This window comes from Herbidospora sakaeratensis, assembly GCF_001570525.1.
In the GTDB taxonomy this organism is placed as follows: Bacteria; Actinomycetota; Actinomycetes; order Streptosporangiales; family Streptosporangiaceae; genus Herbidospora; species Herbidospora sakaeratensis.
Genome location: NZ_BBXC01000007.1, coordinates 1,366,590 through 1,393,023 on the forward strand (window position 1 = coordinate 1,366,590; position 26,434 = coordinate 1,393,023).

24 protein-coding genes and 1 pseudogene are annotated in these 26,434 nt (G+C 73.9%); 8 read left to right on the forward strand and 17 right to left on the reverse strand.

Features of this window, described 5'->3' with window-relative positions:
* Positions 1 to 44: 44 nt before the first annotated feature.
* Complete coding sequence (locus tag AW271_RS05830) at positions 45 to 641, forward strand: TetR/AcrR family transcriptional regulator (RefSeq protein ID WP_062332770.1); 597 nt, start codon at positions 45 to 47, stop codon at positions 639 to 641.
* A 35-nt stretch (positions 642 to 676) separates the two neighbouring features.
* On the opposite strand, the gene AW271_RS05835 is transcribed toward AW271_RS05830, so the two are convergent.
* Together AW271_RS05835 and AW271_RS05840 are read right to left on the reverse strand one after the other, a co-directional pair.
* Entirely contained in the window at positions 677 to 1,756 is a 1,080-nt protein-coding gene (locus AW271_RS05835) for a hypothetical protein (RefSeq protein ID WP_062332774.1), read from the reverse strand.
* A gap of 105 nt (positions 1,757 to 1,861) precedes the next feature.
* Positions 1,862 to 2,899 (reverse strand): NAD(P)H-dependent flavin oxidoreductase, encoded by a 1,038-nt coding sequence (locus AW271_RS05840; RefSeq protein ID WP_062332776.1) that lies wholly within the window; start codon positions 2,897 to 2,899, stop codon positions 1,862 to 1,864.
* A 92-nt stretch (positions 2,900 to 2,991) separates the two neighbouring features.
* Here AW271_RS05840 and AW271_RS05845 point away from each other — a divergent pair, with 92 nt between their 5' ends.
* Complete coding sequence (locus AW271_RS05845; RefSeq protein ID WP_062332780.1) at positions 2,992 to 3,837, forward strand: LysR family transcriptional regulator; 846 nt, start codon at positions 2,992 to 2,994, stop codon at positions 3,835 to 3,837.
* Positions 3,838 to 3,841: 4 nt separating this feature from the next.
* On the opposite strand, the gene AW271_RS05850 is transcribed toward AW271_RS05845, so the two are convergent.
* Together AW271_RS05850 and AW271_RS05855 are read right to left on the reverse strand one after the other, a co-directional pair.
* Entirely contained in the window at positions 3,842 to 4,489 is a 648-nt protein-coding gene (locus tag AW271_RS05850) for a response regulator (RefSeq protein WP_062332784.1), read from the reverse strand.
* Positions 4,486 to 5,547 carry a sensor histidine kinase gene (locus AW271_RS05855; protein ID WP_083976101.1) on the reverse strand — a complete coding sequence of 354 codons (1,062 nt, stop codon included), beginning with the start codon at positions 5,545 to 5,547 and terminating at the stop codon, positions 4,486 to 4,488. Before AW271_RS05855 ends, AW271_RS05850 begins: the two co-directional genes overlap by 4 nt.
* 101 nt (positions 5,548 to 5,648) lie before the next feature.
* Between AW271_RS05855 and AW271_RS05860 the strand changes: the two genes are divergently transcribed.
* Positions 5,649 to 6,488: an alpha/beta hydrolase gene (locus AW271_RS05860; RefSeq protein ID WP_062332790.1), complete on the forward strand. Its 840-nt coding sequence runs from the start codon at positions 5,649 to 5,651 to the stop codon at positions 6,486 to 6,488.
* Positions 6,481 to 7,386, forward strand: a pseudogene (locus tag AW271_RS43080) (acyltransferase family protein); the annotation flags it as partial. The gene AW271_RS05860 and the pseudogene AW271_RS43080, both read left to right, overlap by 8 nt.
* A gap of 87 nt (positions 7,387 to 7,473) precedes the next feature.
* Here AW271_RS43080 and AW271_RS05865 read toward each other — a convergent pair.
* From AW271_RS05865 to gnd, 10 genes are all read right to left on the reverse strand, one after another.
* Positions 7,474 to 9,375, reverse strand: coding sequence for a hypothetical protein (locus tag AW271_RS05865; RefSeq protein ID WP_062332792.1), 1,902 nt, complete (start codon positions 9,373 to 9,375; stop codon positions 7,474 to 7,476).
* 36 nt (positions 9,376 to 9,411) lie between these two features.
* Entirely contained in the window at positions 9,412 to 10,842 is a 1,431-nt protein-coding gene (locus tag AW271_RS05870) for an FAD-dependent monooxygenase (protein WP_062332795.1), read from the reverse strand.
* A gap of 183 nt (positions 10,843 to 11,025) precedes the next feature.
* Complete coding sequence (locus tag AW271_RS05875) at positions 11,026 to 12,036, reverse strand: DUF4331 family protein (protein ID WP_062332798.1); 1,011 nt, start codon at positions 12,034 to 12,036, stop codon at positions 11,026 to 11,028.
* Positions 12,037 to 12,092: 56 nt separating this feature from the next.
* Entirely contained in the window at positions 12,093 to 13,127 is a 1,035-nt protein-coding gene (locus tag AW271_RS05880; protein WP_062332801.1) for a thioesterase domain-containing protein, read from the reverse strand.
* A 14-nt stretch (positions 13,128 to 13,141) separates the two neighbouring features.
* Entirely contained in the window at positions 13,142 to 14,329 is a 1,188-nt protein-coding gene (locus tag AW271_RS05885; RefSeq protein ID WP_062332804.1) for an MFS transporter, read from the reverse strand.
* Positions 14,317 to 15,537, reverse strand: coding sequence for an ATP-grasp domain-containing protein (locus AW271_RS05890; RefSeq protein WP_062332806.1), 1,221 nt, complete (start codon positions 15,535 to 15,537; stop codon positions 14,317 to 14,319). Before AW271_RS05890 ends, AW271_RS05885 begins: the two co-directional genes overlap by 13 nt.
* Entirely contained in the window at positions 15,534 to 16,901 is a 1,368-nt protein-coding gene (locus tag AW271_RS05895; protein ID WP_062332809.1) for an AMP-binding protein, read from the reverse strand. Before AW271_RS05895 ends, AW271_RS05890 begins: the two co-directional genes overlap by 4 nt.
* A complete protein-coding gene (locus AW271_RS05900; protein WP_062332812.1) occupies positions 16,898 to 17,116 on the reverse strand; it encodes a phosphopantetheine-binding protein in 219 nt (72 codons plus the stop codon). The genes AW271_RS05895 and AW271_RS05900 overlap by 4 nt, the downstream gene beginning before the upstream one ends.
* Entirely contained in the window at positions 17,113 to 18,141 is a 1,029-nt protein-coding gene (locus tag AW271_RS05905; protein WP_062332816.1) for a hypothetical protein, read from the reverse strand. Before AW271_RS05905 ends, AW271_RS05900 begins: the two co-directional genes overlap by 4 nt.
* Positions 18,125 to 19,036, reverse strand: coding sequence for a phosphogluconate dehydrogenase (NAD(+)-dependent, decarboxylating) (gnd, locus tag AW271_RS05910; protein ID WP_062332819.1), 912 nt, complete (start codon positions 19,034 to 19,036; stop codon positions 18,125 to 18,127). The genes AW271_RS05905 and gnd overlap by 17 nt, the downstream gene beginning before the upstream one ends.
* A 108-nt stretch (positions 19,037 to 19,144) precedes the next feature.
* On the opposite strand from gnd, the gene AW271_RS05915 reads away from it, so the two are divergent.
* The gene (locus AW271_RS05915; RefSeq protein ID WP_062332823.1) at positions 19,145 to 19,813 is read left to right on the forward strand and encodes an HAD family hydrolase; all 669 of its coding nucleotides are present in this window, start codon (positions 19,145 to 19,147) and stop codon (positions 19,811 to 19,813) included.
* Here the strand turns inward: AW271_RS05915 and AW271_RS05920 are convergent.
* Positions 19,789 to 20,700 carry a S66 peptidase family protein gene (locus AW271_RS05920; RefSeq protein WP_218007951.1) on the reverse strand — a complete coding sequence of 304 codons (912 nt, stop codon included), beginning with the start codon at positions 20,698 to 20,700 and terminating at the stop codon, positions 19,789 to 19,791. The genes AW271_RS05915 and AW271_RS05920 overlap by 25 nt on opposite strands.
* 113 nt (positions 20,701 to 20,813) lie before the next feature.
* Here AW271_RS05920 and AW271_RS05925 point away from each other — a divergent pair, with 113 nt between their 5' ends.
* Complete coding sequence (locus tag AW271_RS05925; protein WP_157553910.1) at positions 20,814 to 21,893, forward strand: hypothetical protein; 1,080 nt, start codon at positions 20,814 to 20,816, stop codon at positions 21,891 to 21,893.
* 32 nt (positions 21,894 to 21,925) lie between these two features.
* Here AW271_RS05925 and AW271_RS05930 read toward each other — a convergent pair whose 3' ends face one another.
* Positions 21,926 to 22,567, reverse strand: coding sequence for a TetR/AcrR family transcriptional regulator (locus tag AW271_RS05930; protein WP_062332832.1), 642 nt, complete (start codon positions 22,565 to 22,567; stop codon positions 21,926 to 21,928).
* A gap of 59 nt (positions 22,568 to 22,626) precedes the next feature.
* Here AW271_RS05930 and AW271_RS05935 point away from each other — a divergent pair, with 59 nt between their 5' ends.
* Complete coding sequence (locus tag AW271_RS05935; protein WP_062332836.1) at positions 22,627 to 23,259, forward strand: class I SAM-dependent methyltransferase; 633 nt, start codon at positions 22,627 to 22,629, stop codon at positions 23,257 to 23,259.
* 73 nt (positions 23,260 to 23,332) lie between these two features.
* Entirely contained in the window at positions 23,333 to 25,573 is a 2,241-nt protein-coding gene (locus tag AW271_RS05940) for a S8 family serine peptidase (protein WP_083976105.1), read from the forward strand.
* Positions 25,574 to 25,956: 383 nt separating this feature from the next.
* On the opposite strand, the gene AW271_RS05945 is transcribed toward AW271_RS05940, so the two are convergent.
* The gene (locus AW271_RS05945; protein WP_157553911.1) at positions 25,957 to 26,199 is read right to left on the reverse strand and encodes a hypothetical protein; all 243 of its coding nucleotides are present in this window, start codon (positions 26,197 to 26,199) and stop codon (positions 25,957 to 25,959) included.
* Positions 26,200 to 26,434: the final 235 nt, after the last annotated feature.

The following is a 26,434-nucleotide window of genomic DNA, read 5'->3' on the forward strand; positions in this document are numbered from 1 at the left end:
TCCCTCAACTTGAGACAGGCCTCAAGTTAGCTAGGGTGGCGGTCATGCGCAAGGACGCCGTACAGAACCGCGAGCGCCTGCTTCGCGCGGCGCGGCAGCTGTTCGCCGACCGCGGGCTCGACGTGCCGCTCGACGAGATCGCGCGGGTGGCGGGGGTGAGCATCGGCACGCTCTACAACCGGTTCCCCACCCGCGACGCCCTGGTGGAGGCGGTCTTCGCCGACCGGAGGGCGACCGTCGCCGACCTGGCAGAGCGGGCCCTCGCGGCCGACGACGCCTGGGACGGGTTCGCCGGCTTCCTCACCGGGGTGTGCGAGCTGCAGGCGGCCGACCTCGGCTACAACGACCTCGCCGCGCGGACCGCGCCCGTCGACGGCGACCGGGGACCCGCGCTGATGATCGAGATCGTCGAACGGGCCCAGCGTGCCGGAACCCTGCGGGGCGACGTCACGCTCACCGACCTGGCCTTCGTGATCTGGGGCGTCGCGGCGACCATCGCCGCCACCCGCCAGACGGCCCCGGGGGCCTGGCGGCGTCACCTCGCCCTGATGCTCGACGGCCTGCGCGCCGGCGCGGCCCGGCCGCTGCCGGGTCCGCCCATGTCCGCCGGCCAGGCCGGGGCCGCGCTGCGGGACTGCTGAGCCGGGGGCGGGACCTCGTCCCGCCCCCGCTGTTCCTATTGGGTCGAGGTGTACGACACGAACGACGCGCGGTCGGCGCGGGTCACGTTGGTCCAGCACTGCACGTTGCGCACCATGGCGACGCCGCCCATGGTGTTCCAGACCGACTGCAGGTTGCAGTGGTCGGGGTTGTTGCCGTAGGCCGTCACCTGGACGTGGTCGATCGCGTAGCCCACCAGGGGGAACGTGACCAGGCGCAGGCCCAGGCCGGACGACCGGACCGTGTTCACCCCGCCCTGCGAGTTGTAGTTGACGCCCGGCGGGGCCGGCGCGTAGGGACCGGGGTTGGCCGGGGTGTGGTCGAAGGTGTAGCCGAACGCCTTCGGCGGCACCCAGCGGCCGTTGATGTTGCGCTCCCGCTGGTAGGTCAGGCTCCAGCCGGAGTGCATCGGGGTGTTGACCCCGTTGAAGCACCGGATCTCGATCTGCTGGACGACCGCTCCCGGCACCCAGTTGACGACCTTGCACCTGGCCTGGGTCAGGTCGTTCTGCGCGGTCACCTGGATGCCGCCGGCCACGGCGGCCGAGCCGAGGCCGTTCATGTCGACCTTGTACCAGCCCACGCCCAGCACGCTGACGAGGTTCGCGCCGCCCGCGGAGTTGTAGGAGGCGATGGTCCCGCCGTTGTAGTGCACGTAGCCGAAGCCCTGGCCGGCGGGGCCGGCCATCGGGGGCGTGCTCTCCGACCAGGTGACCGTGAACGGCGTGGTCACCGGCGCGCCGCCGAACTGGTGACACCTGACCACGACGATCTGGTCGGGGCCGACCGGCATCCACTTGGCGACCTGGCAGATGTTCGGCCCGGTCGACACGGCGGTGGCGTGGGCGACGCCGCCGGGGCCGGCGATCTGCGGGAACCGGACGATGGTCTCGCCGGGCACGCCCGGGGTCACGCTGACGTTGAAGCCGCCCGGCCAGCTTCCAGCCTGGTGGGCGAGGCTGGGGATGCCGGCGGGGACGTTGACGTAGGCGTAGCCCCAGCGGTTCGGGACGGCGGCCTGCGCGGGCGTCGTGGCGACCTGCACGAGGCCGAGGGCGATCGCGACCGCCAGCAGGGTCCTTGATAATCGCGTCACGGGTTTCCTTCCGGTTGGAGAGGTTGTCACGCCGTTCATAAACCGGAAACGCGATTGTGAGAAGCGGGGGTCCCGCTAAGTGAGACCACCGCCGCGCGGCCGCGATCAGAGCCACAACCGGCGGGTGAGGCCCGTCAGGATTCGCGTCACGGGTTCGGCCGTGGCGTTGTGGTAGCCGGTGCCGGCCCACAGGTTGACGCGTTCGGGGTCGCCCGCGGCGGCGGCCGCCTTCCGGATCGGGCTGGTCAGGTGGTGGAGGGCCGGGTAGCCCAACGGGGCCCGGGCCGTGTAGCGGTCGGTGAACTCGTTGCGCAGGCCGCGGGCCGGGCGGCCGGTGAAGGCGCGGGTGATCACCGTGCACCGGCGCCGGGCGTCGGCCAGCGCGTCGCGGTGGGGGGCCGAGGCGCCGCTCTCGTCGGACCGCAGCAGCACGGTTCCGACGCTCACCGCGTCGGCGCCGGCGGCCAGGGCCGTGCCGACGGCGGTCGGGGTCGCGATGCCGCCTGCGGCGATCAGCGGCAGCCGAACGGCCGCGCGCACCTCGCCGAGCAGCTGGGGGAGGGGCGTCTCGGGCGGGACCCGGCCGGGGGTGAGGGTGCCCGAGTGGCCGCCGGCGGCGGACGACTGGACCGCCAGGAGGTCGACGCCCCGTTCGGCGGCGGCCCGGGCCTCCTCGGCCGAGGTGACGGTCTGCACGACGAGGGTGCCGGCGGCGCGCAGGGCCGCGACGGTCCGGGCCTCCGGGAGGCCGAAGGTGAAGCTCACCACCGGGACCGGGTCGGCCAGCAGCAGGTCGATCTTCTCGTGCCAGTGGTCGTCGTCCTCGGTCGCCTCGACGCCGCCGACGTCCAGGCCGTAGCGGTCGGCCTCGGGGCGCAGCAGGCCGGCGTACTCGCGGTAGCGGGCCGGGTCGACCGGGACGGGGTTGGGCGCGAAGACGTTCACCCCGAAGAGCACACCCGCCGCGCGGACCTGGCCGATCTGATCGGCGAGCGCGGCCGGCGTCTTGTAGCCCGCGGCCACGAAGCCGAGGCCGCCCGCCTTCGCCGCCGCGACCACCAGCGCCGGGGTGCTGGCCCCGCCGGCCATCGGAGCCGCCAGGACGGGGGAGGTCAGTCCCAGGCCGCTGAGGGTACTGTGCACGATCGGTCCTCTCGGTGTGTCGTCACTCTGACGCTAGGTCGCCCCGGAGCCATCCGGAAATGCCCATTGTGGTGCATCTATGCTTGACGGTTATGGATGTGGAGCTGCGGCACCTGCGGGCGTTCGTCACCGTGGCCCGGCTGGGGTCGTTCACCCGCGCGGCCGACGAGATGGCGCTCACCCAGCCCGCGCTGAGCCGGACCGTGCGCCAGCTGGAGGACGCGCTCCAGGTGCGGCTGCTCGACCGCAGCTCCCGGCACGTCGAGCTCACGGGCGAGGGGCGGCAGTTCCTGGACGACGCTGAGAGGGTGCTCGCCGACGTCGACCGCGCCGTGTCGGCGGCCCGGCGGCAGAGCCGGGTCCGGCTGGGTTTCAGCTGGCTGCTGCCCGACCCGTGGGCGCAGGAGATGATCAACCGGTTCGAGGAGGCGACCGGGAGCACGGTCGTCATGGTCCGCGCCGACGACGTGATCGCGGCCGTGGAGCGCGGCACCGTCGACGTCGGGCTGCTGCGGGGCGACCTGAGACACCCCGCCTCGGGCGAGCTGCGGCTCGTCCACCTCTTCGACGAGACGCGCGTGGCGGTCTGCGACCTCAACAGCGACCTGGCCGCCCGCGACCACGTCGACTGGGAGGAGATCCCCGACTGGCCCCTGGTCGTCAACGTCCTCAGCGGGACCACCGGGCCGTGGTCGTGGTCCGACCGGCAACCCCGCGCCGTCGTCGAGACCGAGAACTTCGACGAGTGGATCGAGTCGGTCGCCGCCGGGCGCGGCATCGGGGTGGTGCCGGAGGTGGCCCGGCGGCGCTCCGTCCACCCCGCCGTCACGTACGTGCCGCTGCGGAACGCCCCGCCGATCCCGGTGTCGCTGGCCTTCGTGCCCGGCAGGCAGGAGCGGCTGGTGCGCGCGTTCGTGGAGGCCGCCCTGCAGGCGTGACGGCTCAGGGCGCCAGCCCGGTCTCGTACGCGATGATGACCAGCTGCACCCGGTCGCGGGCGGCCAGCTTCACCAGCAGCCGCGTCACGTGGGCCTTGACCGTCGCCGCGCTGATGAACAACTCGGCCGCGATCTCGGCGTTCGACCGGCCGCGCCCGATCAGGGTCAGCACCTCGCGCTCGCGGTCGGTGATCACGGCCAGCGACCGGGGCTCGGGACGGGGTTCCGGCCGGGCGGCGAAGGCCGCGATCAATCGGCGGGTCACGGCGGGCGCGATCAGGGCGTCACCGGCGGCGACCACCCGCACCGCGCTCAGGATGTCGTCGAGCGCCATGTCCTTGACCAGGAACCCGGCCGCTCCGGCGCGCAGGGCGCCGTAGACGTTCGCGTCGTCGTCGAAGGTCGTCAGCACCACCACCCGGGCGGTCCCGCCCGCCTCGGTGATCCGCCGGGTCGCCTCGATGCCGTCCATGCCGGGCATCCGCAGGTCCATCACGACCACGTCGGGGGCGAGTTCTCCGGTGAGGCGGACCGCCTCGGCGCCGGTGCCGGCCTCGCCCGCGACCTCCAGGCCGGGCGCGTCGGCGATGACCATGCGCAGCGCGGTCCGGATCAGCGGCTGGTCGTCGGCCAGCAGCACGCGCACGGTCACCGCGCCTCCACCGGCAGCCGCGCCGCCACCCGGAACCCGCCCCCGGGCGCGGGACCGGCCGTGAACTCGCCGCCCAGCAGCGCCGCCCGCTCCCGCATGCCGGCCAGCCCGAACCCCGGCACGATCGGCCCCCGGCCGCCCCGCCCGCCGTCGACGACCTCGACGGCCACCTCGGCCTCGCGGTAGTCGATCGTCACCGCGCACGAGCCGGTCGCGGCGTGCCGGGCCACGTTGGTGACGGCCTCCTGGATGATCCGGTACGCCGCCCTGTCGACCTCCGGCGGCAACGTCCGCCGCCCGCCGCGTTCCCGGATCTCCACGCGCACCCCCGTCGCGGCGAGCCGCGGCAGGTCGGCCAGCCCGCCCGAGGGGGCCGGGTCGCCGTCGCGCAGCGCCACCAGCAGGCGGCGCAGCCCCGTGAGCACCTCGCGCCCGGCCGTCTCGATCTCGCCGAGCGCCCGCGCCGCCTCGTCGGGCCGGGTCTCGATCACCCGCCGGGCCGCCCCGGCTTGGAAGGCGATCACGCCCATGGAGTGGGCGACCGTGTCGTGCAGCTCGCGGGAGATGCGCAGCCGCTCGTCGGTGACGGCCTGGGCGGCGGTCCAGCCGACGCGCGCGGCGGTGTGCTCGCCGGCCTGCCCGACGGCCCGGCCGAGCAACCAGGCGATCACGGTGAACAGCACCACCACGGAGTAGGCGGGCGGGGCGGACAGCAGGCAGAGGATCTCCACCCCCGCCGCGGCGGCCAGGGCGACCGCCGAGACGCGCCGGGCGGCGGTGGCGGCGATCCGGTAGAGGGCGAAGTCGACCACGGCGAACTGGGCGAACGGCAGCACCCCGACGGAGAGCAGGCCGCCGACCGGCAGCGTGACCAGCAACAGGGCGAGCCCCGGCAGCGGCCGCCGGTCGAGCAGCCATCCGCCCGCCACGACCAGCACGGTCGTGACCGCCAGCACGGCCACATCGGAGCCCCCGGGGGAGCCGCCACGCGACAACACCACGACCAGCACGCCGACCGCCCACGGCGGGACCGTCCACCACAAGCCCGGTTGACCCATGGGCCGATCGTAGGTTCGCGGCGGTGGGCGAGGAATCGGACCGTGGTCGTACACCCCGGCTCCGACGCGCCCCTTCGGCGGGCTGCGGCATCGTCCCCGGCATGAAGCGTCTGCTGGGATCACTCCTGCTCACCGCGTCCGTGGCCGTGCCGGTCGGCGGCCAGGGCGTCGCCGCGCCGCCGGCGACCCCGGTGGCCTTCGGCCCGGCGCAGTACACCCTGACCAGGGAGGCCATCGGCCGCGCCGCCCGGCAGGCCGCCGAACGGGGCGACGCCACGCGGGCCGCGTCGTTGCGCGCGATGGCGGTTCCGGCGCGCACGTTCCTGGCCTTCGACGGCCACGACGGTGGCACGGCGATCGAGGTCGTCGGCGCGCTCCCGGCCCGGACCGTCGCGATCCTGGTCCCCGGCGCGGGCACCACCCTCGACGCCTACGGGCGGCTCCGGGGCGGCGCGCTGCGCCTCCACGCCGCGCTCGGGCCCGGTTCGGCGGTCGTCGCCTGGCTCGGCTACCCGGCCCCGCGCCTGCTCAGCCTCGGCTCGGTGACCACCACCCGCGCCGACGCGGCGGCCCCGCGCCTGCGCGCGTTCGTCACCCGGCTCGCCGCCGCCCACCCGGCCGCGCGGATCTCGCTGCTCTGCCACTCCTACGGCGCCGTCGTGTGCGCCCGCGCCGCGCCGGGCCTGCCCGTCGAAAACCTGGTCCTGTACGGCTCCGCCGGCGTCCCGGCCCCGTCGGCCGCCGCCCTGCGCAGCCCGGGGACCGTCTGGGCCGGCCGGGGCCGGGCCGACTGGATCGGCGACGTGCCGGCGATCTTCGGACCCGACCCCGCGGCCCCGGGCTTCGGGGCGCGGCCGTTCGACGCCGGCGACGCCGGGCACGGCGACTACCTGCTGGGCCGGTCGCTGATGAGCATCGCCCGGATCGTGGCCCATGCGTGACCGTGGCGTCGACGCGCTGCGTGCCTTCGCGATCACGGGGGTGGTGGGCGGCCACTGGCTCGTCACCGCCCTCGTCGCCGACAGCGGCACGATCAGGGTGACCAGCCCGCTGAAGCACCTGCCCGAACTGGCCCCGGTGTCGTGGCTGCTCCAGACGATGGCGCTGTTCTTCCTGGTCGGCGGCATGGTCGCGGCCCGGAGCACGACCCCGCTGCGGCTGCGCCTGCTCCGGCTGCTGCGCCCGCTGCCCGCCCTCGCCGGGGTGTGGGCCGTCGTGGTGGTCGTGCTGCTGGCCTGCGGTGCCGACCCCGGCACGGTGGCGGCGCTGGCCAAGCTGGTGTGGGCGCCGTTGTGGTTCCTGCCCGTCTACGGCGCGCTGATGGCGGCGACACCGCTGGTCGCGAGGCTGCACCCCGGCTGGCCGGTGGCCGTGGTCGCGGCCGTCGACCTGGCCAGGTTCGGCTTCGACGCCCCCGGGTGGGTCGGCTGGCTCAACGTGGGGGCGGCCTGGCTGGTGCCCTACTGCGTCGGGCTGACCTGGCGGCGGCACGACGGCTGGACGCTGCTGGCGGGCGGGGCCGTCGCGACCGGCGTGCTGATCACCGCCGGGGGCTACCCGGCGGCCATGGTCGGCGTGCCCGGCGCGGTGGTGTCGAACCAGTCGCCGCCGACGCTGGCCGCCGTGACGTTCGGGCTGGCCCAGGCGGGCGCGGCGCTGCTGCTCCTCGGCCCGCTGCGCCGCCTCATGCGCCGCCCGGCCCTGTGGGGCGCGGTGGCGGCGGTGAACCTGTCGGCGCTGACCGTCTACGTCTGGCACCAGACGGCCCTCATCGCGGTGACCGCGCTCGCGCTGCCCGCCGGGCCGCTGGCCGGGCTGCACACCATTCCGGTCGATCTGGGCTGGGTGGCGGCCCGGCTGGCCTGGTTGCCGCTGTTCGTGCCGGCCCTGCTGGCCTGCCGGGCCGTGTTCCAGCGGGCGGCCCCGTCACGTCGCCGCCCCGGTGAGCTGGGCGTGCAGCCGCCTGCACTCGTGGACGAAGCGGAGCGTGCGCGGGCTCCGCGCGTTCTCGGCGACGACCGGGATCTCCCCGCGCGCGCCGGCCCGGCGGGCGACGTCGGCGGCGAAGGCGACGAGTTCGGTGAGCGTCACGGTCATGCGCCGGCGCTCGACCGGCAGCACCGCGGGCAACACGGCGCTCAGGACGCGCCACACCTCCTGGTGGCCGCCCGCCTCGGCGAGCTCACTCAGCACCGCGACGGCCGGCCGGGTCTCCCGGCCCGAGCGGCGCAGCACCAGCACGAGCTGCCGGGCGACCTCCTCGACGGGCAGCTCGCCCTTGGCGGCCATGGCCCGGAACAGCGGGACCACGCCGGGCGCGCCACAGGCCACGAGGAACGCGACGATCACCGCCGTCGGCGCGCCGGCCGGGCCCTCGGCGAGCTCCAGCCCGGCCAGCTCGGCAGGGGTCACCCGTTCGCGCAGCAGGTAGGGCAGCAGGTTGAGCGCCACGACCTCGCGGTGGGAGGGCAGCATGGCGGGCCAGTCGCCGAGCCCCTGGGCAGAGTCGTCGACCATCCAGTCGCGGGGCTCGCGCAGCAGCACCTCGTCGATCAGCCGCAGGCCCGTCGGCGCGGTGACCCGCAACCTCGGCCGCAGCCGGAGCTCAAGGCGCTCGCCGAGGTCGTCGTCGGCGAAGTCGACCATGGAGGCGCCCACCATGTGCTGCCAGGTGAACCCGCACTCCGGGTCGGCCAGGCCGTCTCCGGCCAGCCAGCGGACGGCCTCGCCCGCCGCGGCCGAGCCGATCCGGGCGGCCCGTCCGGCCGCCGCCGGGTGGCCGCCCCGGGGGAGGCGCAGCAGCGCCTGCGCGAGGTCGGCGGGCAGCGGCTCCACACCGGCGGCCGCGCAGGTCTCCAGCCGGTCGACCAGCACGTCGGGGTCGAGGTGGCCGCTCGGGCGGGTCGGCGTGGCCAGCAGGACCGGCGGCAGCGCGTCGTCGCGGAGGGCGGCGGCGACCTCCGCGTAGCGGTGCAGCAGGAAGTCGTGCGGCGGGGCGACCGCGCCGGGGCGCGGCAGCCGGTTCCGCCGCCGCCACTCGTCGGGCCCGTCCAGTTCCCCGGGCACCACCGAACGCAGCCGCGACGGGACGAAGGCCACGCTGACCTCGACGAGAGGCTCGCCGGGGCCGGGCGGCGGCACCTCTCCGCCGGCCCGCATCGCCTCGATCCGGACGGGGTCGACGCCCAGCTCGGCCATGCGCGCGAAGACGGCGTCGAGGAGGTGTTCGGGCATGACCTCCTCGGAGTCGTCGTAGACGACGCCGGGCCGGAGCACCAGGTCGTCGTCGACGTCGTGCCAGGACCTGGCGGGCGGCGGCGGGCGCTCGACGTCGGTGGGCGCGCCGTTCAGGTGGACGCGGCCCCGCGCGTAGGGGACCTCCCGGTCGCCCTCGCGGGCCACCGCACCGCTCGGGCCGTCGTCGCTGGTCCAGGTGACCAGGAAGACACGCCTCGGGGTGTCGTCGGCGGCGGGACGGCCGGGATGCCGGCCCATGACCACGAACCGCCGGGGCGAGGAGTCGGGCTCGGGCTCCTCGCCGCGGGTCACGACGCGGACCTTCGTGGAGTGGCCCGCCCCCTCCCAGTAGCGGTGCGGCTCGATCGGCGGCACGGCCAGGGCGCTGCCCGGCGTGACGAGCTCGGTGGCCAGCGCGGCCTGCCAGTGGGCGGGGTCGAGGAAGGACTCCGTGGACCGCCGGTATCCGTCGTCGGAGTCGACCTGGGGCCGGAGTCGGTCGCGCAGGGCCGCCCGATCGGCGGCGGCTCCGGCGACGAAGGCGGCCAGCCAGCGTTCGCCGGAGCCGGGGGGCTCGGTCCAAGGGGTCATGGCCGGGACCCTAGATCCCGGCACCGACAAACTCGATCAGCCGAACCAGCGGGCCAGGCAGACGTCGAGATCCCGCTGGTCGTCGCCGATCCAGGCGACGTGGCCGTCGGGCCGGAGCAGGACCGCCGGGACGTCCAGCGCCGCCGTCGGATCGGCGAGGTGGTCGACGCGGTCCGACCGGCCGCCGGGGGTGAGGCCACCGGTCCGGTCGAGCAGCAGGCCCCGGCCGTGCCGCAGCAGGCCGAAGAGGGTGCCCTCCTTCACCGCGACGTCGGGCAGGCGGCGGCCCAGCAGGTCGGGGCCCGGGCCGAAGTCGTACCTGATGTCGATCGCGGTGATCTTCTCGATCAGGCGGCGGTTCACCGCGTCGATGTCCATCAGCTCGGTGAGCAGCCGGCGTACCGCCCGGGGGCCCGGTTCGGGGGACGAGAGCTCCATCTGGGCGCGGGTGTTGTCGAGCACGTCGGCGGCGACCGGGTGACGTTCGGCGTGGTAGGTGTCCAGCAGGCCGGCCGGGGCCCAGCCGGTGACCTGCCCGGCCAGTTTCCAGCCGAGGTTGACCGCGTCCTGCACACCCAGGTTGAGGCCCTGCCCGCCGATGGGCGGATGGATGTGCGCCGCGTCGCCGGCCAGCAGCACCCGCCCGACCCGGTAGTGGTCGGCCAGCCGGGTGGCGTCGCCGAAGCGGGACGACCAGCGCGGGGAGTGCACGCCGAAGTCGGTGCCCGCCAGGGCGCGCAGCCGTTCCTTGAAGTCGTCCAGGGTGGGCGGTTCGGCCCGGTCGGCGACGACCCCTTCGGCGGGGACGACGACGCTGTAGACGCCGCCGATGGGCCGGATCCAGAACCGCTGGAGGTGGTCGCGGAGCCCGGCGATCGTGGCGGCGATCTCCTCGGGCGGCGCGGTCGCTTCCATCTCGCCCATGAGCGTGTCGTGCCGCGACGGCTCGCCGGGGAAGCCGACGCCGAGGAGGCGGCGGACCGTGCTGCGCGCGCCGTCGCAGCCGACGAGGTAACGCGCGCGCAGCCGTTCTCCGTCGGCCAGTTCGACGGTGACGCCGTCGTCGTCCTGGTCGAAGCCGGTGACCGCCTGCCCGCGCCGGATCCGCGCGCCGAGTCCGGTCGCGTGGTCGGCGAGCAGGCGCTCGATGTCCGGCTGCCGGATGCCGACCATGTAGGCGTAGGGGGAGTCGAGGCCCTCGGGCGCGGGTTTGGCGATGGCGGCGAAGAAGCCGGCGGCCGGACGCCGCCGGCCGTGCTCCAGGATCGGGTCGAGGAGGCCGCGCATCGCCATCAGTTCGAGGCTGCGGATGTGCAGACCGACGATGCGGACGGACGAGGGCGGCGCGGTCTCCTTCTCCAGGACGAGGACCCGCACACCGTGCAGCCGCAGCTCGGCGGCCAGCATCGCGCCGGTCGGCCCGCATCCGGCGATGATCACGTCGGTGTCGACTTGCGGAGAGTTCATCAGGTGGTGCCTTTCGGGAGTGCCTTGATGACGGCGCTCCCGGCGACACCTGCCTCAGTCGCCCGGCCGTGACGGATCGGGGAGCACCCACGTCGATACAGCGTTCATGGGTCTCACCTCCCCGGGCGGAGTCACGGTCGACCGCAAGCTACAAGCCCGCGCTTCCCCCCGTCCACTGCTTTTTCAGGACCTGTGCGGATCGCCCAGGTACGGGAACCGGTCGAGCGTGTCGGTGTGCGGCGTCAGGCCGGTGGGCGGGGCCTCGTTCTTGGTCAGGAACGCGACCCGGACGTCGATGACGTCCTCGGTGAAGGTCCGGCCGTTGGGGTAGTACGCCGGCTTGGCCGGGTCGAAGTGCAGCACGTCGGGCAGCAGGCCGTGGTCGTCGATCGCGGCGCGCGCCTCCTCCTCCGTGTAGCCGCCGGTGTGGCCGAGCAGGTGCACGAACTGGTCGGTCCACCGCTCGCGGTCGTTGACCGGCTCGCTGGCGTTGTACTCCTCCTTCGTGTCGTCGGTGTTGAAGAAGCTGCTCATCGACGGGTGCCCGGCGCGGTCGGCGTGCACGAGCCCGCCGTCGCGCCGGACGCTGCACCGGCCCCAGACGCGCAAGGTCGGGCTGGGCCGCAGCGCCGCCGTCGGCAGTTCGATCGCCATCGAGAAGACGTTGGCGGTGGTGTTGGAGTCGACGCCGGTCCACGGCGACTTCCCGCCCAGGTGGGGCGCGGTGAAGTTCCGGTTGCCGCTGGTGTCGAACAGGTTCTTGATGCCGTCGAAGTCGAAGAAGAACGCGTCGCTGCGGCTCCCGGCGGCCACCGTGTACGCGCCGCTCTCGACCACGTTGGCGCGCGGGCCGAACGAGACGGCGGCGTCGGTCACGATCGGGGTGCCGACCGCCTCGGGGTTCCGCGCCTCCTCGCCGGTCGCCATGGTGACGCTGTAGGTCTGCGAGCCGTCGGCCCCCGGCTGGCCGAACACCCAGCTGAAGGCGACGTCGGTCAGCAGGTCGCCGTCGGTGTCGACGTTCATCCGGTAGATCGCGTCCGGGTGCAGGGCGTCGGCGTTCGGATTGGCGTTCAGGATGAGCACGGTCCGGTCGGGGTCGCCGGGCGCGGTGAAGGCGTAGAGGTCGCACAGGTCGAGACGCTGGTCGCCCATGGGCGGGCCGAGGCTGAGGCCGGTGAAGTGGTTGGACATATTTCCGCAGGTTAAGCGGCAGATGGCCGCGTGGAGAGTTCCCGCGCGGTGTGTCGCTAAGCCACGGCGTCGGCGAACTCCCGGGTCCGCATGAGGCCCAGGCTGTCCTCCTCGTCGAGGACGACGTTCCGGGCGTTCGGGGCCACGGGCGTCCAGTCGGCGGCCTCGCCGGTCGCGGTCCGCGCCGTCTGGAAGACCAGGGCCGGCCCCCGGTACGGCCGGGGATCGTAGTTCTCCTGCGCGAACGCGCCCGCGGCGGCCACCACGGCGTGCCAGAAGAGGTCCGCCGGCTTCACCCCGTCGAGCCGGAAGGTCTCCTCGAAGACCTCCAGCACGTCGGCGCGGTTCGCGGCCAGGTCGAGGTCGCCGAACATGAGCTGCACGTAGGCGAGCCGTTCGAGGTAGAGGTCGGCCGGCCCGGTCCCGGCCGGTCGTTGCCGCACGCCCGGCCTGATCGAGTTCACCCCGCCCGCGTCCAGCGAGAACGCCGAGGGCATCAGCGCCAGGACGGGCACCTCCTCGCCCGCCTCGGTCAGCCGGTGGGCCATCTCGAACGCCACGTGGCTGCCCATGCAGAACCCGCCGATCGAATAGGGGCCGTGGGGCTGCACGCGGCGGATCTGGGCGACGTACTGGGCGGCGATCTCCGTCATCGACAGCGGGGGCCGCGTGCGGTCGCGCAGCCCGATCGCCTCGATGCCGTAGACCGGGCGGCCGCGCCGGAAGTCGTCCACGACCTCGTGCACGAACCGCACCTGGCCGAGGCCGGTGTGCACGAAGAACAGCGGCGGGCCCGCGCCGTCGGCCAGCGGCACCAGCGTGTCGGCTTCGGCGGACCACACCGACGTGCTCTCCTCCCACAGGTCGGCGAAGGCGGGATACTCCCCGGGCGCACCGGTCTCGCGGCCCCGCAGCGCCTCGGCCAGCAGCGGCACGGTCGGCGACCGGAGCAGGTCGCGCATGCTGACCGGGAGACCCGCCTGCTGGAGGCCCACCACGAAGGCGACCATCGCCGCCACGCCGCCGGGGCCCGACAGGAAGCCGTCACCGGGCGCGAGCCGCCGCCACCGGGACCGCAGGTACTCGTCCATGATCGAACCTCTCTTCACGACGGGGCCCGCCGCACGGCCAGGATCGGCCGCGCCAGCGGGAGCGACAGGTGGACGACGGCGTGCACGACGGTGATCGCGACGACGGTCGCCGGCGTGCCGGCCGCGGCGGCCACCGCCCCGACCGCCAGGTAGCCGAGCGGGGCGAAGAACACCGACCCCATCCAGTCGTAGGAGCTGATCCGCGAGATGACGGCCGGATCGACGTTCTCCTGCAGCGCCGACTCCCACAACGTGTCGGCCGCGACCAGCCCCACGCTCGCCACGACCGAGGCCGGCACCAGCGTCACCACGGGCAGCCCGGCGGTCAGGCCCAGCAGGAACGGCAGGTCGAGCAGCAGGAGCGCGCAGGCCAGGGCGACCGGGCGTTTTGGCCGCCAGCGCAGGAGCAGCAGGCCCCCGGCGATGGCCCCGGCGCTGCGCGCCGTCAGCACGGCGGCCCAGCCGCCCGCGTCCCCGGTGATCAGCGGCCCGAGGACGAAGACCACCGGCAGCACGGTGGCCTGGTAGACGGCGAACGACCCGACCATCAGCCACACCCAGGTCGTGCGGCGGAACACCGACCACCCCTCGGCCAGCTCCCGCGCGAACGACGCGCGGGCGGCCGGCGCGGACAGTCTCGGCAGCCCGGCCACCGCAGCGGCGGACACCAGGAACGTCGCCGCGTTCGCCACCAGCGCCCACTCCGGCCGCCAGACGGCCGCGATCCCGGCGGCGGCCGGGGGGCCGAGCACCGCCGCCGTGTTCATGGCCGTGCGCAGCAGTGCGTTGGCCCGTTGCAGGCCGGTCACCGGGACGAGTTGCGGCAGCACGCCGATGAGCGCGGGGACGGCCAGGGCGTTCGCGCAGCCGTACAGGACCTGGACCGGGACCAGCAGGTGCAGCAGGCCCGTGCCGCCGTGCCACAGCAGCAGGGCGGTCGCGACCTGCGTGCACGCCATCAGCAGGTCGCCGACGATCAATACCGTCCGGCGGTCGAGGCGGTCGCCGATCACGCCTCCGGCCAGCAGGAACACCGTCTTGGGCAGGATGGCCGCGCCGAGCACCACCCCGAGGACGGCGGCGCTCGCGCCGTGCCAGATCAGCGCCACCGGCAGCGCGACGGCCGCCATCTGGTTGCCGAACGCCGACACCGACGAACCGGCCACGTACCGGCGCACGGGCGAGGTGATCAGCGTAGGCATGCGGGCCAGTCCTCGCCGGTCACCGGCTCGCCCCGCTCGTCGGTGAACGTGAACGCCGACTGGAGGTGGTCGGCCAGGTCGCGGAACCGGTCCCAGAGCTCCTGGTGGTCCTCGCCCGTCAGCCAGACCGTGGCGACCGCGTCGTCGGTGCCGCGCCGCCAGTCGCACGGCTCCCCGGCGCCGCGCACCTCGTCGACGGCCAGCACCCCGGGGCGGCGGCCGAGGCTCCGGCGGTCAGGAGCCCGGCTGATCCGCCGCGCGGCCTGCGGCGCGGGGAACAACAACACGGCCACGCACCGCCGCCACCCGATCGCGGGCGCCTCCGGGGCCGCGCCGGCCGCGACGTCGAGGGCCAGCCGGGCCACGTCGACGTCGGAGCCGTAGCGGGCCGCGCGTGCGACGAAGCCGCCCAGACGGCCGTTGACCTCGATGATCTCGTCGTGGTCGGGGCCCGGCTTCAGCTCGACGTGGTAGCTCCCCGGGCCCGCCCCGAGCGCCGCGAGCGCGTCGCCCGCGGTGGCCACCAGCCGGGCCACCGACGTCTCCGGCAGCGACGTCGGCCACATCAGCCCGGTCTCCCGGCACGGCGCGGCCAGCGGGGCGCGGTCGGTGACGAACGCCAGCGGGCCGACCATCTCGACCGAGACGTAGTCGGCCGGCAGCGGCGTCGCGCGGGGCAGCCCGGCGATGAACTCCTCGGCGAACAGCCGGTGCGGGCCGGCGGCGGCGGCGAACGCGTCGACGTCGGCGGGGGTGCGGAGCAACCAGGTGTGCGCGCTGGCGACGCCGTCGACCGGCTTCACCACCACGCCGCCGCCCCACCCGGCCAGCAGCGGCCGGACCTGTTCCGGGTGGTCGAGCACGGCCGACCGGACCCGGGAGACGCCGGCCGCGACCAGGCGGCGGCGCTGCTCGTCCTTGCCGCTCCAGACGTCGTGGCGGATGCGCGCGGCCAGGGGGCAGAGCCGGTCGGTGAACGTCGTCACGGCGTGGGCCCCGGCGGCGGCGATGGCGGCCGCGCAACCGTCGGCGTCGGCGAAGTCGGCGTGCACGGTGGGGGCCAGCGCCTCGGCGACCAGCCGGAGGCGGTCGTCGGTCTTGTGGTCCAGGACGAACAGGACCGGCAGGTTGTCACCGGCGGCCGTGACGATCTCCGCCGGGGTCAGGGAGGCGCGGTCGGCGACCAGGACCGCCAGGGGGCCGGTCACCGTAACGCCCGGCGGTCGATCTTGCCCGCGGTGGTCCTCGGGAGCGCGTCCACGGGTTCGATGCGGGCGGGACGCATGGCGGCGGGCAGCCGTTCGGCCAGCCAGCGGCGCAGGTTCCGGACGTCCACGCCGTCGCCGACGACGAACGCGGTGAGGTGGGTGCGGGCCGGGTCGTCGCGGGCGCTGACCACGACCACCGCCTCCGACACGCTCTCGTGCGTCTCCAGGGTGCGTTCGATCTCGCCGAGCTCGATGCGGTGGCCGCGCAGCTTGACCTGGTCGTCGTCGCGGCCCAGGAACTCGATCCGGCCGTCGCCGCGCGACCGGCCCCGGTCGCCGGTGTGGTAGCAGAGCCGGACGCCGTCGCCGGTCTCGCGCGGGCGGAAACGGTCGGCCGTCAGGCCGGGCCGGTCGAGGTAGCCGAGGGCGAGGCCGTGGCCGTACAGGAGGATCTCGCCCTCGGGAGACAGGCACAGGCCGCTGCCCGGCAGCGCCGCGCCGAGGGCCACGTCGCCGGGGGAGGCGACCATCTGGGCCGAGGCCCAGATGGTCGCCTCGGTCGGGCCGTAGACGTTCCAGAGACGGCGGCTCCGGGGGAGGAGCCGCGCGGCCAGACCGGTCGTCAGCTCCTCGCCGCCGCACCACAGGTCGGCGTCGGGCGCGCCGGGCCAGCCGGCGGCCACGGCCAGCCGCCAGAAACTCGGGGTCGCCTGCAGGACGTCGGGGGAGTGGCGGCGCACCACCGCCGCGAAGATCTCCGGGTCGAGGCGGGCCTCCTCCGGGGCGGCGACCACGGTGCCGCCGACGGTCAGCGGCAGCAGCAGCTCGGCGATCGAGATGTCGAACGACAACGCGGTCATCGCCAGCATGCTCTGCCCTCGCCGCAGCCCCGGCACGGCGGCCAGGCCGGTCAGCCGGTCGGCCAGCGCCGTGTGGGAGACCAGCACGCCCTTCGGGCGGCCGGTCGAGCCGGAGGTGTAGAGCAGGTAGGCCACCTCGTCGAGCCCGGTGCGCGGCACGCCCGCCGCAGGCACGACGTCGAGGTCCGCGGTGTCGCCCGGCCGCAGGACGGCCGCCGGGCGGGCGTCCGCCAGCACGGCGGCCCGGTGCCGGGGCGGGCTGTCCTGGTTGAGCGGCATCAGCGCGACCCCGGAACGGGCGGCGGCGAGGTAGGCCGGCGCGCCCAGCGCCGGGTCTCCCGTGTCGAGCGCGACCAGGCCGCCGCGCAGCCCGCCCAGCCGATCGCCGAGGTCCTCGGCGCGGGCCCGCAGGTCGCCGTAGGTGACGACCCCGGCGTCGGACCGGATCGCCGGGTGGTCCGGGTGGCGTTCGGCGTGGTGCCGGAAGGCGGTCCAGACGGTCACGCGTGGCCGTCCACCAGCTCGTGCACCCCGGCCGGGGTGGGGCGGCGGATGACGTCGATCATGCGCAGGGTCACGCCGGTGCGCTCCTGGATGCGGGCGATCAGCGTCAGCACCAGGAACGAGGTGCCGCCGACCTCGAAGAAGCTCTCGTCGGCCGCCAGGTCGTCGGTCTCCAGGATCTCGGCCATCAGGCCGGCCACCTCTGACTGGGTCATCCGGTACTCCTCGGATCGGGCCCGCGCGCGAGCCGCCTGGTGTCCTCGGCGTCGAGCACGCCGCCGTACAGCGGCTCGAACGCCGCCCCCCTCGACGCCTTCGGGGTCCGGGCGGCGGTGCCCGCGCGGACGGCGGTCAGCCGGTGCGCGCGGGCGTACGCGTGCGGGCGGTGGTAGATCAGGTCGAGGTAGAGCGCCAGCCGGGCCGGGTCGCCGGACGGCGGCAGGCCGATCTCGTGCAGTTCGAGGCCGCCGCGCCAGACCAGCGCGGTGAGCACGCCGTGATGCGGCCCGGCGCGCCCGTCGAACACGATCACCTCCACCCCGGCGCAGGCGGCCCACTGGTCGTACCGCAGGCGCACGAACTCGGGGTCGTCGAACTCGCCCATGCGCAGGTTGTGGTCGGCGACGAGCCGGGCGGTCGCCGGGTCGGCGTCCCGCCAGGGCACGACCGACGCGGTGGTGGCGGCCCGCTCGATCAGCCGCCGGTCGCGGCGCAGCACCCCGCGCACCCGCGACGCCGGCTCGCCGAGCGTGAACCGGGCCTCGTGGGCCAGGACGGTCCACCGCACCCGGCCGCCGGTGGCGGCGTCGACGGTCCGGCGGGCGCGGGCGTAGAGGAACGGGAAGACCAGGCAGCGGTCCTCCTCGACGGCGATCCGGGCCGCCTCGCGCAGCGCCTCCGGGGCCAGGGCCGCCGGCAGGTGCAGGGCGGTGCGGCGGTCGTACACGCCGCCGACGAGCAGGCAGCGGTCGGCGGTGATCCCGGGGTCCGGCGCGTAGGCCCGGTCGGGCCAGACGCGCCCGGCCGGGCGGTAGAGCGGCACCAGCGCGTCGAGGCCGTCGGCCGATTCCGCCGTCACGTAGGAGCAGCGCCAGCGTCCGTCGGACTCGACGCCGAGCAGCCGGGCCGGCGCCCCGGCCGCGCCCGCGTCGAGGTCGAACGCGGCGGGCGTGAGGCGGGGCAGGCCCGACAGGGTCGTGGCGGTCCGGAACCGGACCCTCCGGTCAGGCCACCGGTCCATGGGGCCGGTTGACGACGTGACCGCCGAACTCCTCCCGCAACGCCGAGAGGACCTGCCCGCCGAAGGACGTCTCCTGCCGGGAGCGCAACCGCGTCAGCAGGGCGGCGGTCATCGCGGGGGCCGGGACGTTGCGGTCGATCGCCTCCAGCACCGCCCAGCGGCCCGTCCCGAGGTCTTCGACGTAGTCGGAGAACTTCGACAACTGCGGATCGGCGTCGAGCTTCCCGGCGAGCAGGTCGAGCAGCCGCGACTGGACGAGGCTGTTGTGCCGCCACAACTCGGCGATGGCCGGCAGGTCGAGGTCGTACGTGCTGGCCTTGAGCACCTCGAAGCCTTCGGCATAGGCTTCCAGCAGCCCGTATTCGATGCCGTTGTGGATCATCTTCACGTAGTGGCCGGCTCCGGAGGGGCCGACGTACCGACATCCGCCCTCGGGGGCGATGCTCCGCAGGATCGGCATCGTCTCCGCCGCCAGATCGGGGTCGCCGCCGACCATCAGGCAGTAGCCCTCGGCCCGGCCGAGCAGCCCCGACGACGTGCCGACGTCGAGGAACCGCAACCCCTTCTCCCGGCAGCGCGCGGCCCGCTCGACCGTCTCGTGGAAGTTGGTGTTCCCCCCGTCGATCAGGAGGTCTCCCGGTTCGAGAGCGTCTTCGAGGTAGGCGGTCACCTCGCGGGTCGGCGGACCGGCCGGCAACATCGTCCACACCGTGCGCGGCGCGGGCAGGGCGGCGACCAGCGCCGCGAGGTCGCCGGCCCGTTCGAGGCCCTCGTCCAGCAGACCGGCGGTCGCCGCGTCGTCGAGGTCCTGGCCCACCACCCGATGACCGTCCCGCAACCAGTGCCGTGCGATGCCGGCCCCCATCCGGCCGAGTCCCACCAGCCCGATATCCATTTCGTCCTCCCGACGCTGCGCCCCGGCCTCGGTGAAATGTCGCGTTCAGCACGTTATCAAACACACGCACAAATTGGCATATATACATATCCGGAAATAGGAGGCACAATGGCGGGCCGGATTCTGGTTTTCGATTTCGACGGGGTGATCGTCGACACCGAGTCGGCGGTGGTCGCCGGATGGCGGGCCGAGTGCGCCGACCTTGACATCCATTTCGACGAAAAGGCGTTCCTGGCCACTTTGGGGCAGCAGAGCCTGCGGCCCGAACGGGTGGCCGACGTGCTCGGGGAGGCGGGCGGCGATCCGCTGGCGGCGGTCCTCCGCATCCGCACGCGGGTGCGGGAGCTGGCCCTCGACCTGCCGGTGCTGCCGGGCGTGCGCGAGCTGCTGGCCGAGGCGCGGGCCGCCGGGGCGACGGCCGCCGTGGCCTCGGGCGCGGCCCGGGAGTGGGTGACCGGCCATCTCGACCGGCTCGGGCTCCTGGCGGAGTTCACCGCGGTGTTCTGCCGCGACGACGTCGCGGCCGCCAAGCCCGCGCCGGACGTCTACCTGGCGGCGCTGGCGGGCCTGGACGCGACGGCGGAGGCGGCGGTCGCGATCGAGGACACCGCCACCGGGGTCGCCGCCGCCAAGGCCGCCGGGCTGCGCTGCGTGGCGGTCCCCGGGCCGCTCACGGCCGGGCACGACCTGGCCGCCGCCGACCTGGTGCTGCCGTCGCTGGCCGGGGTCGGGCTCGACGACCTGTTCCGCCTTCAGGCCAGGGCCGGGACGGTGTAGGTCAGCGACCGGCTCCCGGTGTCCAGCACGGCCGGGACGCCGAGGGGCACGGTCAGCTGGCGGGGGCCGTGGCCCACGTCGAACCCGGCCAGGATGGGCACGCCCAGCGGCGCGAGGCGTTCGTACAGGATCGCGTCGGGATCGGGGCCGCAGTTCCGCCACCGGCCCGCCACCACCCCGGCCGCGCCGTCGAACCAGCCCGCGCGCAGCAGCTGGGTGAACAGCCGGTCGAGCCGGTGGGCCTCCTTGTTGACGTCCTCCAGCACCACGACGCGGCCGGCCGCCGACCCGGCCTCGCGGCTGCCCAGCAGCGCCGCCAGCAGGTTGAGGTTGCCGCCGGTCACCGGGCCCTCGGCCCGGCCGGGCACGAGTTCGACCGCGTCGGGGCAGTGCAGCCGCCGCGTCTGGTCGGGCGACATCAGGGTGCGGATCAGCTCGGCGGCCCACCGGTCGCCGAGGCGGTCGGTGCCCAGCGCGGTGCCGGCCACCATCGGGCCGTAGAGGCCGACCGCGCCGGTGTGCTCGGCCAGCCAGCGGTGCAGGACGGTCACGTCGCTGGAGCCGACCAGCGGCTTGGGCGTGGCGGCGGCGAACCGGCCGGGGTCGAGTCGGCCGAGGAGCCGCAACGCGCCGTAGCCGCCCCGCGCGCACAACACGGCGCGCACCCGCTCGTCGCACCAGGCGGCCGTCAGGTCGGCGGCCCGCTGTTCGTCGGTCCCGGCGAACAGGCCGTGCCGCGCCAGGACGTGCTCCCCGACGACCACGTCGAGACCGGCCGCGCGCAGCCGGTCGCAGCCGTACGCCAGCCGTTCGGGCGACACCGGCCCGCTGGGCGCGACCACCGCCACCCGGTCGCCCGGACGCAACCGCGGGGTCAACTCGGCCATGTCATGTGACATTATTTCGAATTAGGCGTCTCACCTGGCGGAACGCCTCCTTTTCCCACTCGTGTTTCCGGTTTATGAACGGCGTGACAACTCGTCGCACCGAGAGGAAGCACATGTCGCGATTATCGAGGATTCTGCTCAGCGTGGCCGTCGCGCTGGGCGTGATCCAGGTCGCCGCCCCCACGGCCCAGGCAGCGGTGCCGAACCGCTGGGGGTTCGCTTACGTCAACGTCCCGGCCGGTGTCCCCAGCCTCAGCCACCAGGCTGGAAGCTGGCCGAGTGGCTTCAACGTCAGCGTGACGCCGGGCGTGCCCGGCGAGACCATCGTCCGGTTCCCGCAGATCGCGGGCTTCGGCGGCGTCGTCCACGTCACCGCCGTGTACGACGGCCCGGCCGTCTGCCAGGCCGCCAAGTGGATGCCGGTCGGCCCGGACATGATCGTCTACGTCCGGTGCCACCAGTTCGGCGGCTCGCCGGTGACGGTGCCCTTCACGGTGACCTACTCCGAGAGCAGCGGCCCGATGACCGGCCCGGCCACGTCGGCGTTCGGGTACGTCCACTACGACGCCGGCATCGTCACCCAGTACAACTCGGCCGGTCTGGGTAACATCGTCAGCGTGCTCGGCGTCGGCTGGTACAAGGTCACCCTCCCGGGCCTCGGCTTCACGGCCGCGGCGGGCAACCTCCAGGTGACGGCGGTCAACGATCTCGCCCCGGCCCGGTGCAAGGTCGTCATGTGGGCGCCCGGTTCGGCGGCGCAACAGGCCGAGGTGCGCTGCTTCAACGCGGCCAACACGCCGCAGAACAGCGGGTTCTCCTTCACCTACCAGCGTGAACGCAACATCAACGGGCGCTGGGTGCCGCCGAAGACGTACGCGTACACCTTCGACCACACCCCGTCGAACGTCGGCCCCTACGCGCCCGCCCCGGCGGGCGTCAACTTCAACTCGCAGAGCGCGATCAACACCGTGCAGAGCTCCGGGACCGGCCTGCGCATGGTCACCTTCCCGAAGGTCGGCTTCGCGCAGGACCACGTGCAGGTGACGGCCTACGGCAACACGGCCGACTACTGCAACCTGCAGATGTTGTGGAACACGTTCAGCGGGATCGCCACGGTGCGCAACGTGGTCTGCTGGAACGGCACGACGAGAGTCAACCGGGCCTCGTTCGTGTCGTACACGTCGACCCTCTGACGTGACGGGGCGGGCCCGGGCCCGCCCCGTTCTCAACGGCGCCCGGGGACGCAGAGTTGTGCGGTCAGGGTGGTGCGGGCCCACTCTTCCCACGTGTCGGGCGACCAGCCGCGGTCGTGCACGAAGATCAGGTAGAGCTGCGGGCTGAGCAGGCCGAACAGCAGGTCGGCCGCCATCTCGACGGAGAGGCCGGGGCGCGTGTCGGGCTTGCGGGCCAGCGCTTCGGCCGCCGCGTGGTGGACGGTGTGACGGGGGTCGGGACCGCCGGGCCACTGCGCGGCGATCTCGGGGTCGGTGGCCGCGGCCGCCGCGATCAGCGGCATGATCGGGGCGACCCGGCCCAGGATCTCGCGGGTGCCGTGGACGTGCGCGCGCAGTTGCCCGGCCGCGGTGGGCTCGGCGCACGCGGCGCGGAACCACTCACGGTCCATGGTGGCGACCGGCGCCGTGTCCCCGGCGATGGACGTGTCGACGACGTCCTTGAACAGCGTGCGCTTGTTGCGGAAGACGAAGTAGACCGTCTGGACGGCCACGCCCGCCCGATCGGCGACCTCCTGCAGGCTCGTCGCCCCGTACCCCTGCGCGAGGAACAGCTCGCGGGCCGCCTCGACCACCTTCTCTCGCGTGCGGCGTGAGCGCTCGGCTCGTTTGTCCGGCCGCTTGACATCGTCCATGGCATGAGCATAACTCTAGAGTTCGTCACTAGAGTTCAACTCTAACTACTGGAGGAGACATGGACCGGCTCATCGGGCGAGACCCGGAGGAGGAGGCCGTCCACCGTGCGCTGGAGGGCTACTACCGCGCCGGCAAGCCGCCGTGGGACACCGGCGTGACCCCGCCCGAGCTGGTCGCCCTGGTCGAGGGGCCTGGCGCGCCGCCGGCCGGCCGGGCCCTCGAACTCGGCTGCGGCACCGGGACCAACGCCGTCTACCTCGCACGGCACGGCTGGGAGGTGGCGGCCGTCGACCTGATCGACCACGCCGTCGACCGGGCCAGGAAGAAGGCCGCGGAGGCGGGAGTCGCGGTACGGCTGCTGCACGGAGACGCCACCCGCCTCGACGAACTGGACGTGCCGGGCCCCTTCGACCTGTTCTTCGACCTGAGCTGCTACTGCGGGATCCCGCTGCACCGCCGCGACGCCTACGCCGCCGGGCTCACCCGCCGTGCCGCTCCCGGGGCACGGCTGCTGATGTTCGGGTACGGCCCCGAGCCGCTCGGCGGCCCGACCACCGAGATCACGTCGTGGGCGGCGGGCGTGACGGCCGACGAGCTCCACGCCAGGTTCGCCGGCTGGGAACTCCTCGACGTCACACCGGGCACCAACGCGGTGCCGACCTTCTGGTTCACACTGCGCCGCGACGCCTAGTCGAACTTATTACGAATCAGATCTGGCAGATTTGCGCAATCTTGCTACGTAATTGCGGATATATGCTGCCGACATGATGATCACTCCTGTTCGAGGCCGCCGGCCCAGGAAGACCGTGTACCTGCTGTTACTCGGTCTGCTGGGCTGGACGGTCACGACCGGTCCGGCGGACGCCGAGCCGACCCCCTCGCCGAAGATCGCGGCCGAGGTCCGGTCGGAGGCGGCCGACGGAGGCGAGACCTCCTTCTGGGTCCGGTTCGCGCGAAAGGCCGATCTCACCCGCGCGACCGGTCCCGTGGACGTCATCGACGCCAACAAGGCCGTCGCCGCCACCTCCCAGAAGGACGTCCTGGCCCTGGCGGACGCCGCCGGGGCCGACCACACCGCGTTCTGGATCTCCAACACCGTCCTGGTGAAGGGCGACAGGGCCCTCATCGACCGGATCGCCGCGCGGCCCGAGGTGACCGCGATCGACGCCGACGAGCCCATCGAGCTGCACACCGCCGTCACGCGTCAGGCGGGGGCGATGGCGGGGATCGAGTGGAACGTCGAGAAGATCCGCGCCGACGACGTCTGGAGCGGCTACGGCACCAGGGGCGAGGGCATCGTCGTCGCCGGGATCGACACCGGCGTGCAGTGGGACCACCCCGCGCTGGTCGGCTCATACCGGGGCGGGGCGGCCGGGAACCACGCCTACAACTGGTACAACCCCGAAGGCGGCTGCCCCTCCGCCGCGCCCTGCGACGTCAACGGGCACGGCACCCACACGATGGGCACGATGGTCGGCGACGACGGGGTCAACCAGGTCGGCGTCGCGCCCGGCGTGAAGTGGATCGCCGCCAAGGCGTGCCCGTCCACCACCTGCACCGCCGCCTCGTTGCTGCTCGCCGGGCAGTGGATGCTCGCGCCGACCGACGCCTCGGGCAACAACCCCCGGCCCGACCTGGCCCCCGACGTGATCAACAACTCGTGGGGCGGCCTGGGCTACTCGGAGTGGTACTCCGACGTCGTCTACTCGTGGACGCAGGCCGGCATCTTCCCCGCGTTCTCCATCGGCAACGACGGCCCCGGCTGCGAGACGGGCAGTTCCCCCGGCGTCCAGCTGGGCGCGTACGCGACCGGCGCGTTCGACGTGAACGACGTCATCGCGCCCTTCTCCAGCCGGGGCTCGGGCATGTCCTGGTACAAGCCCGACCTCGCCGCGCCCGGCGTCGACGTGCGCTCCACGATCCCCGGCGGCGGCTACGGCGTGGCCAGCGGCACCTCGATGGCCTCCCCGCACACGGCGGCCACGGTCGCGCTCGTCTGGTCGAAGGTGCCGAGGTTGCGCGGCATGGTCGACCTGACCCGGATCGTGCTGAACGACAGCGCCGTGCCGATGCCCGACACCTCGTGCGCCTCGGCCGGCGACGTCAACGCCACGTGGGGCAACGGCAAGCTCGACGCGTACGCGGCCGTGCAGCTCGCGCTGGCCAACCCGGTCGCCCCGGGCACGGAACTGCCGCTGGCCGTGGGCTACAACGTGGGCCTGCCCGGCACCCCCGACCACTGGGGCTACATGACGGTCGACGGCGACCCCGCGACCTACTGGGAGGTGCCCTCCGACCGGGTCTTCGCCAACATCAACCTGGCGTTCACCGGCGGGCGGCGCACCTTCGACAAGGTCACCGTGACCCTCCCGGCGGGCGAACCGGCCCGAACGCTGCGGTTCGCGGTACGCGCCGCCTACGAGGGGTTCAGCGACTACTCCACCGTCGTGCCGGAGGCGAACTACGCGTTCAACCCCGCGACGGGCAACACGGTGACCGTCACGCTGCCGCCCGTCCACGGCTGCTGCGTGGCGCTGCAGTTCCCGACCGGCCCGTGGTCGCCGACGCTGAAGATCGCCGAGATCGAGGCGTTCTCGGCGACCGGCAAGAACGCCGCCCAGGGACGCCCGGTCACCGCCTCCCACGTGCAGAGCTATGTGGCCGGCAACGCCGTCGACGGCAACACCTCGACGTACTGGGAGAGCCCGAACAACGCCTTCCCGCAGAACTACACCGTCGACCTGGGCGGCCCGGTCAAGCTGCACCAGGCGGAGCTGACCCTGCCGCCGGGCTGGCCGGCCCGCACCCAGACGATCGCCATCTCGGGCAGCAACGACGGCAGCACCTACTTCCCGATCGTCGCCTCCCGCGCCTACCCGTTCGGCGCGTCGCCGACGACGGTCGGCTTCAACATGACGACCGCCCGGTACGTGCGGCTGACCTTCACCGGCAACACCGCCTGGCCCGCGGGGCAACTCTCGGAGTTGCGCCTGTTCGCGTCCTGACGAGACGGGCTCCCGGCACCCGTGCCGGGAGCCCGTCCACGGGAGGCAACGCCCCACCGAGCTTCCCGGTGGGCGGTCCTGCCTCACCGCCGGACATGGGCGATCCGCGGGTGGACGAAGAGCACGGTGCGCCTGGCAACCGGCACGGCACTGAGCCACGCGCTCCGATGACATCGTGCGTCCGGTCACCGACCATCGCCTCACAACCACACGGCATGGATCCGAGAGGCATTCGCTCAGACACGCCAGGAAGCCCGCGCCGTCACGGCGCGGGTTCCTCATTGGTCGCCGGCGGTCGAGGTCAGACGGAGTGCAACGATGCGTTGCACTCCACCGCAGACCCCACGTGATCAACCTCCCGGCCACGGCCGTCGACTGGGCCCTTACGGCACCTGCAGGAAGAACGGCTGGTCGGAGTAAGCCCCGTCCTTGCCCGTCTCCACGTAGATCGAATTGGCGTGGTCCCTGCACCGCGACGACGTCACGTGCGTGAAGATCTCACTCTTCCAACTGCCGGTGGCACGAAGCGTCGCCACCGGCTCCTCAGCCAGGGCGGGACCGGCGAAGGCCAGTCCGGTGACGCAGGCAACGGCAGCGATGATCGAAAGCTTGCTGATCGGGCGCATGAAGGGGTTGCCCCTCAAATCACGTGCCGGGGGCAATCGCTCCGATCTTGAAACCGTGCGACTCCAGCTACGAGCACCCGACCAGCCGCTTGTGCCAACGATGACGAGAGTCGGGCACCTTTTCTCTCTTGCTCGCCCACCCTCCCAGAGGCCGACGACGCCCTTTCCTCGCCGGGCATGCGGCCTCCGGCCGGTCCCGGCGAGGAGCGGCAAGCCGCCCACTGGCAACAGGTTT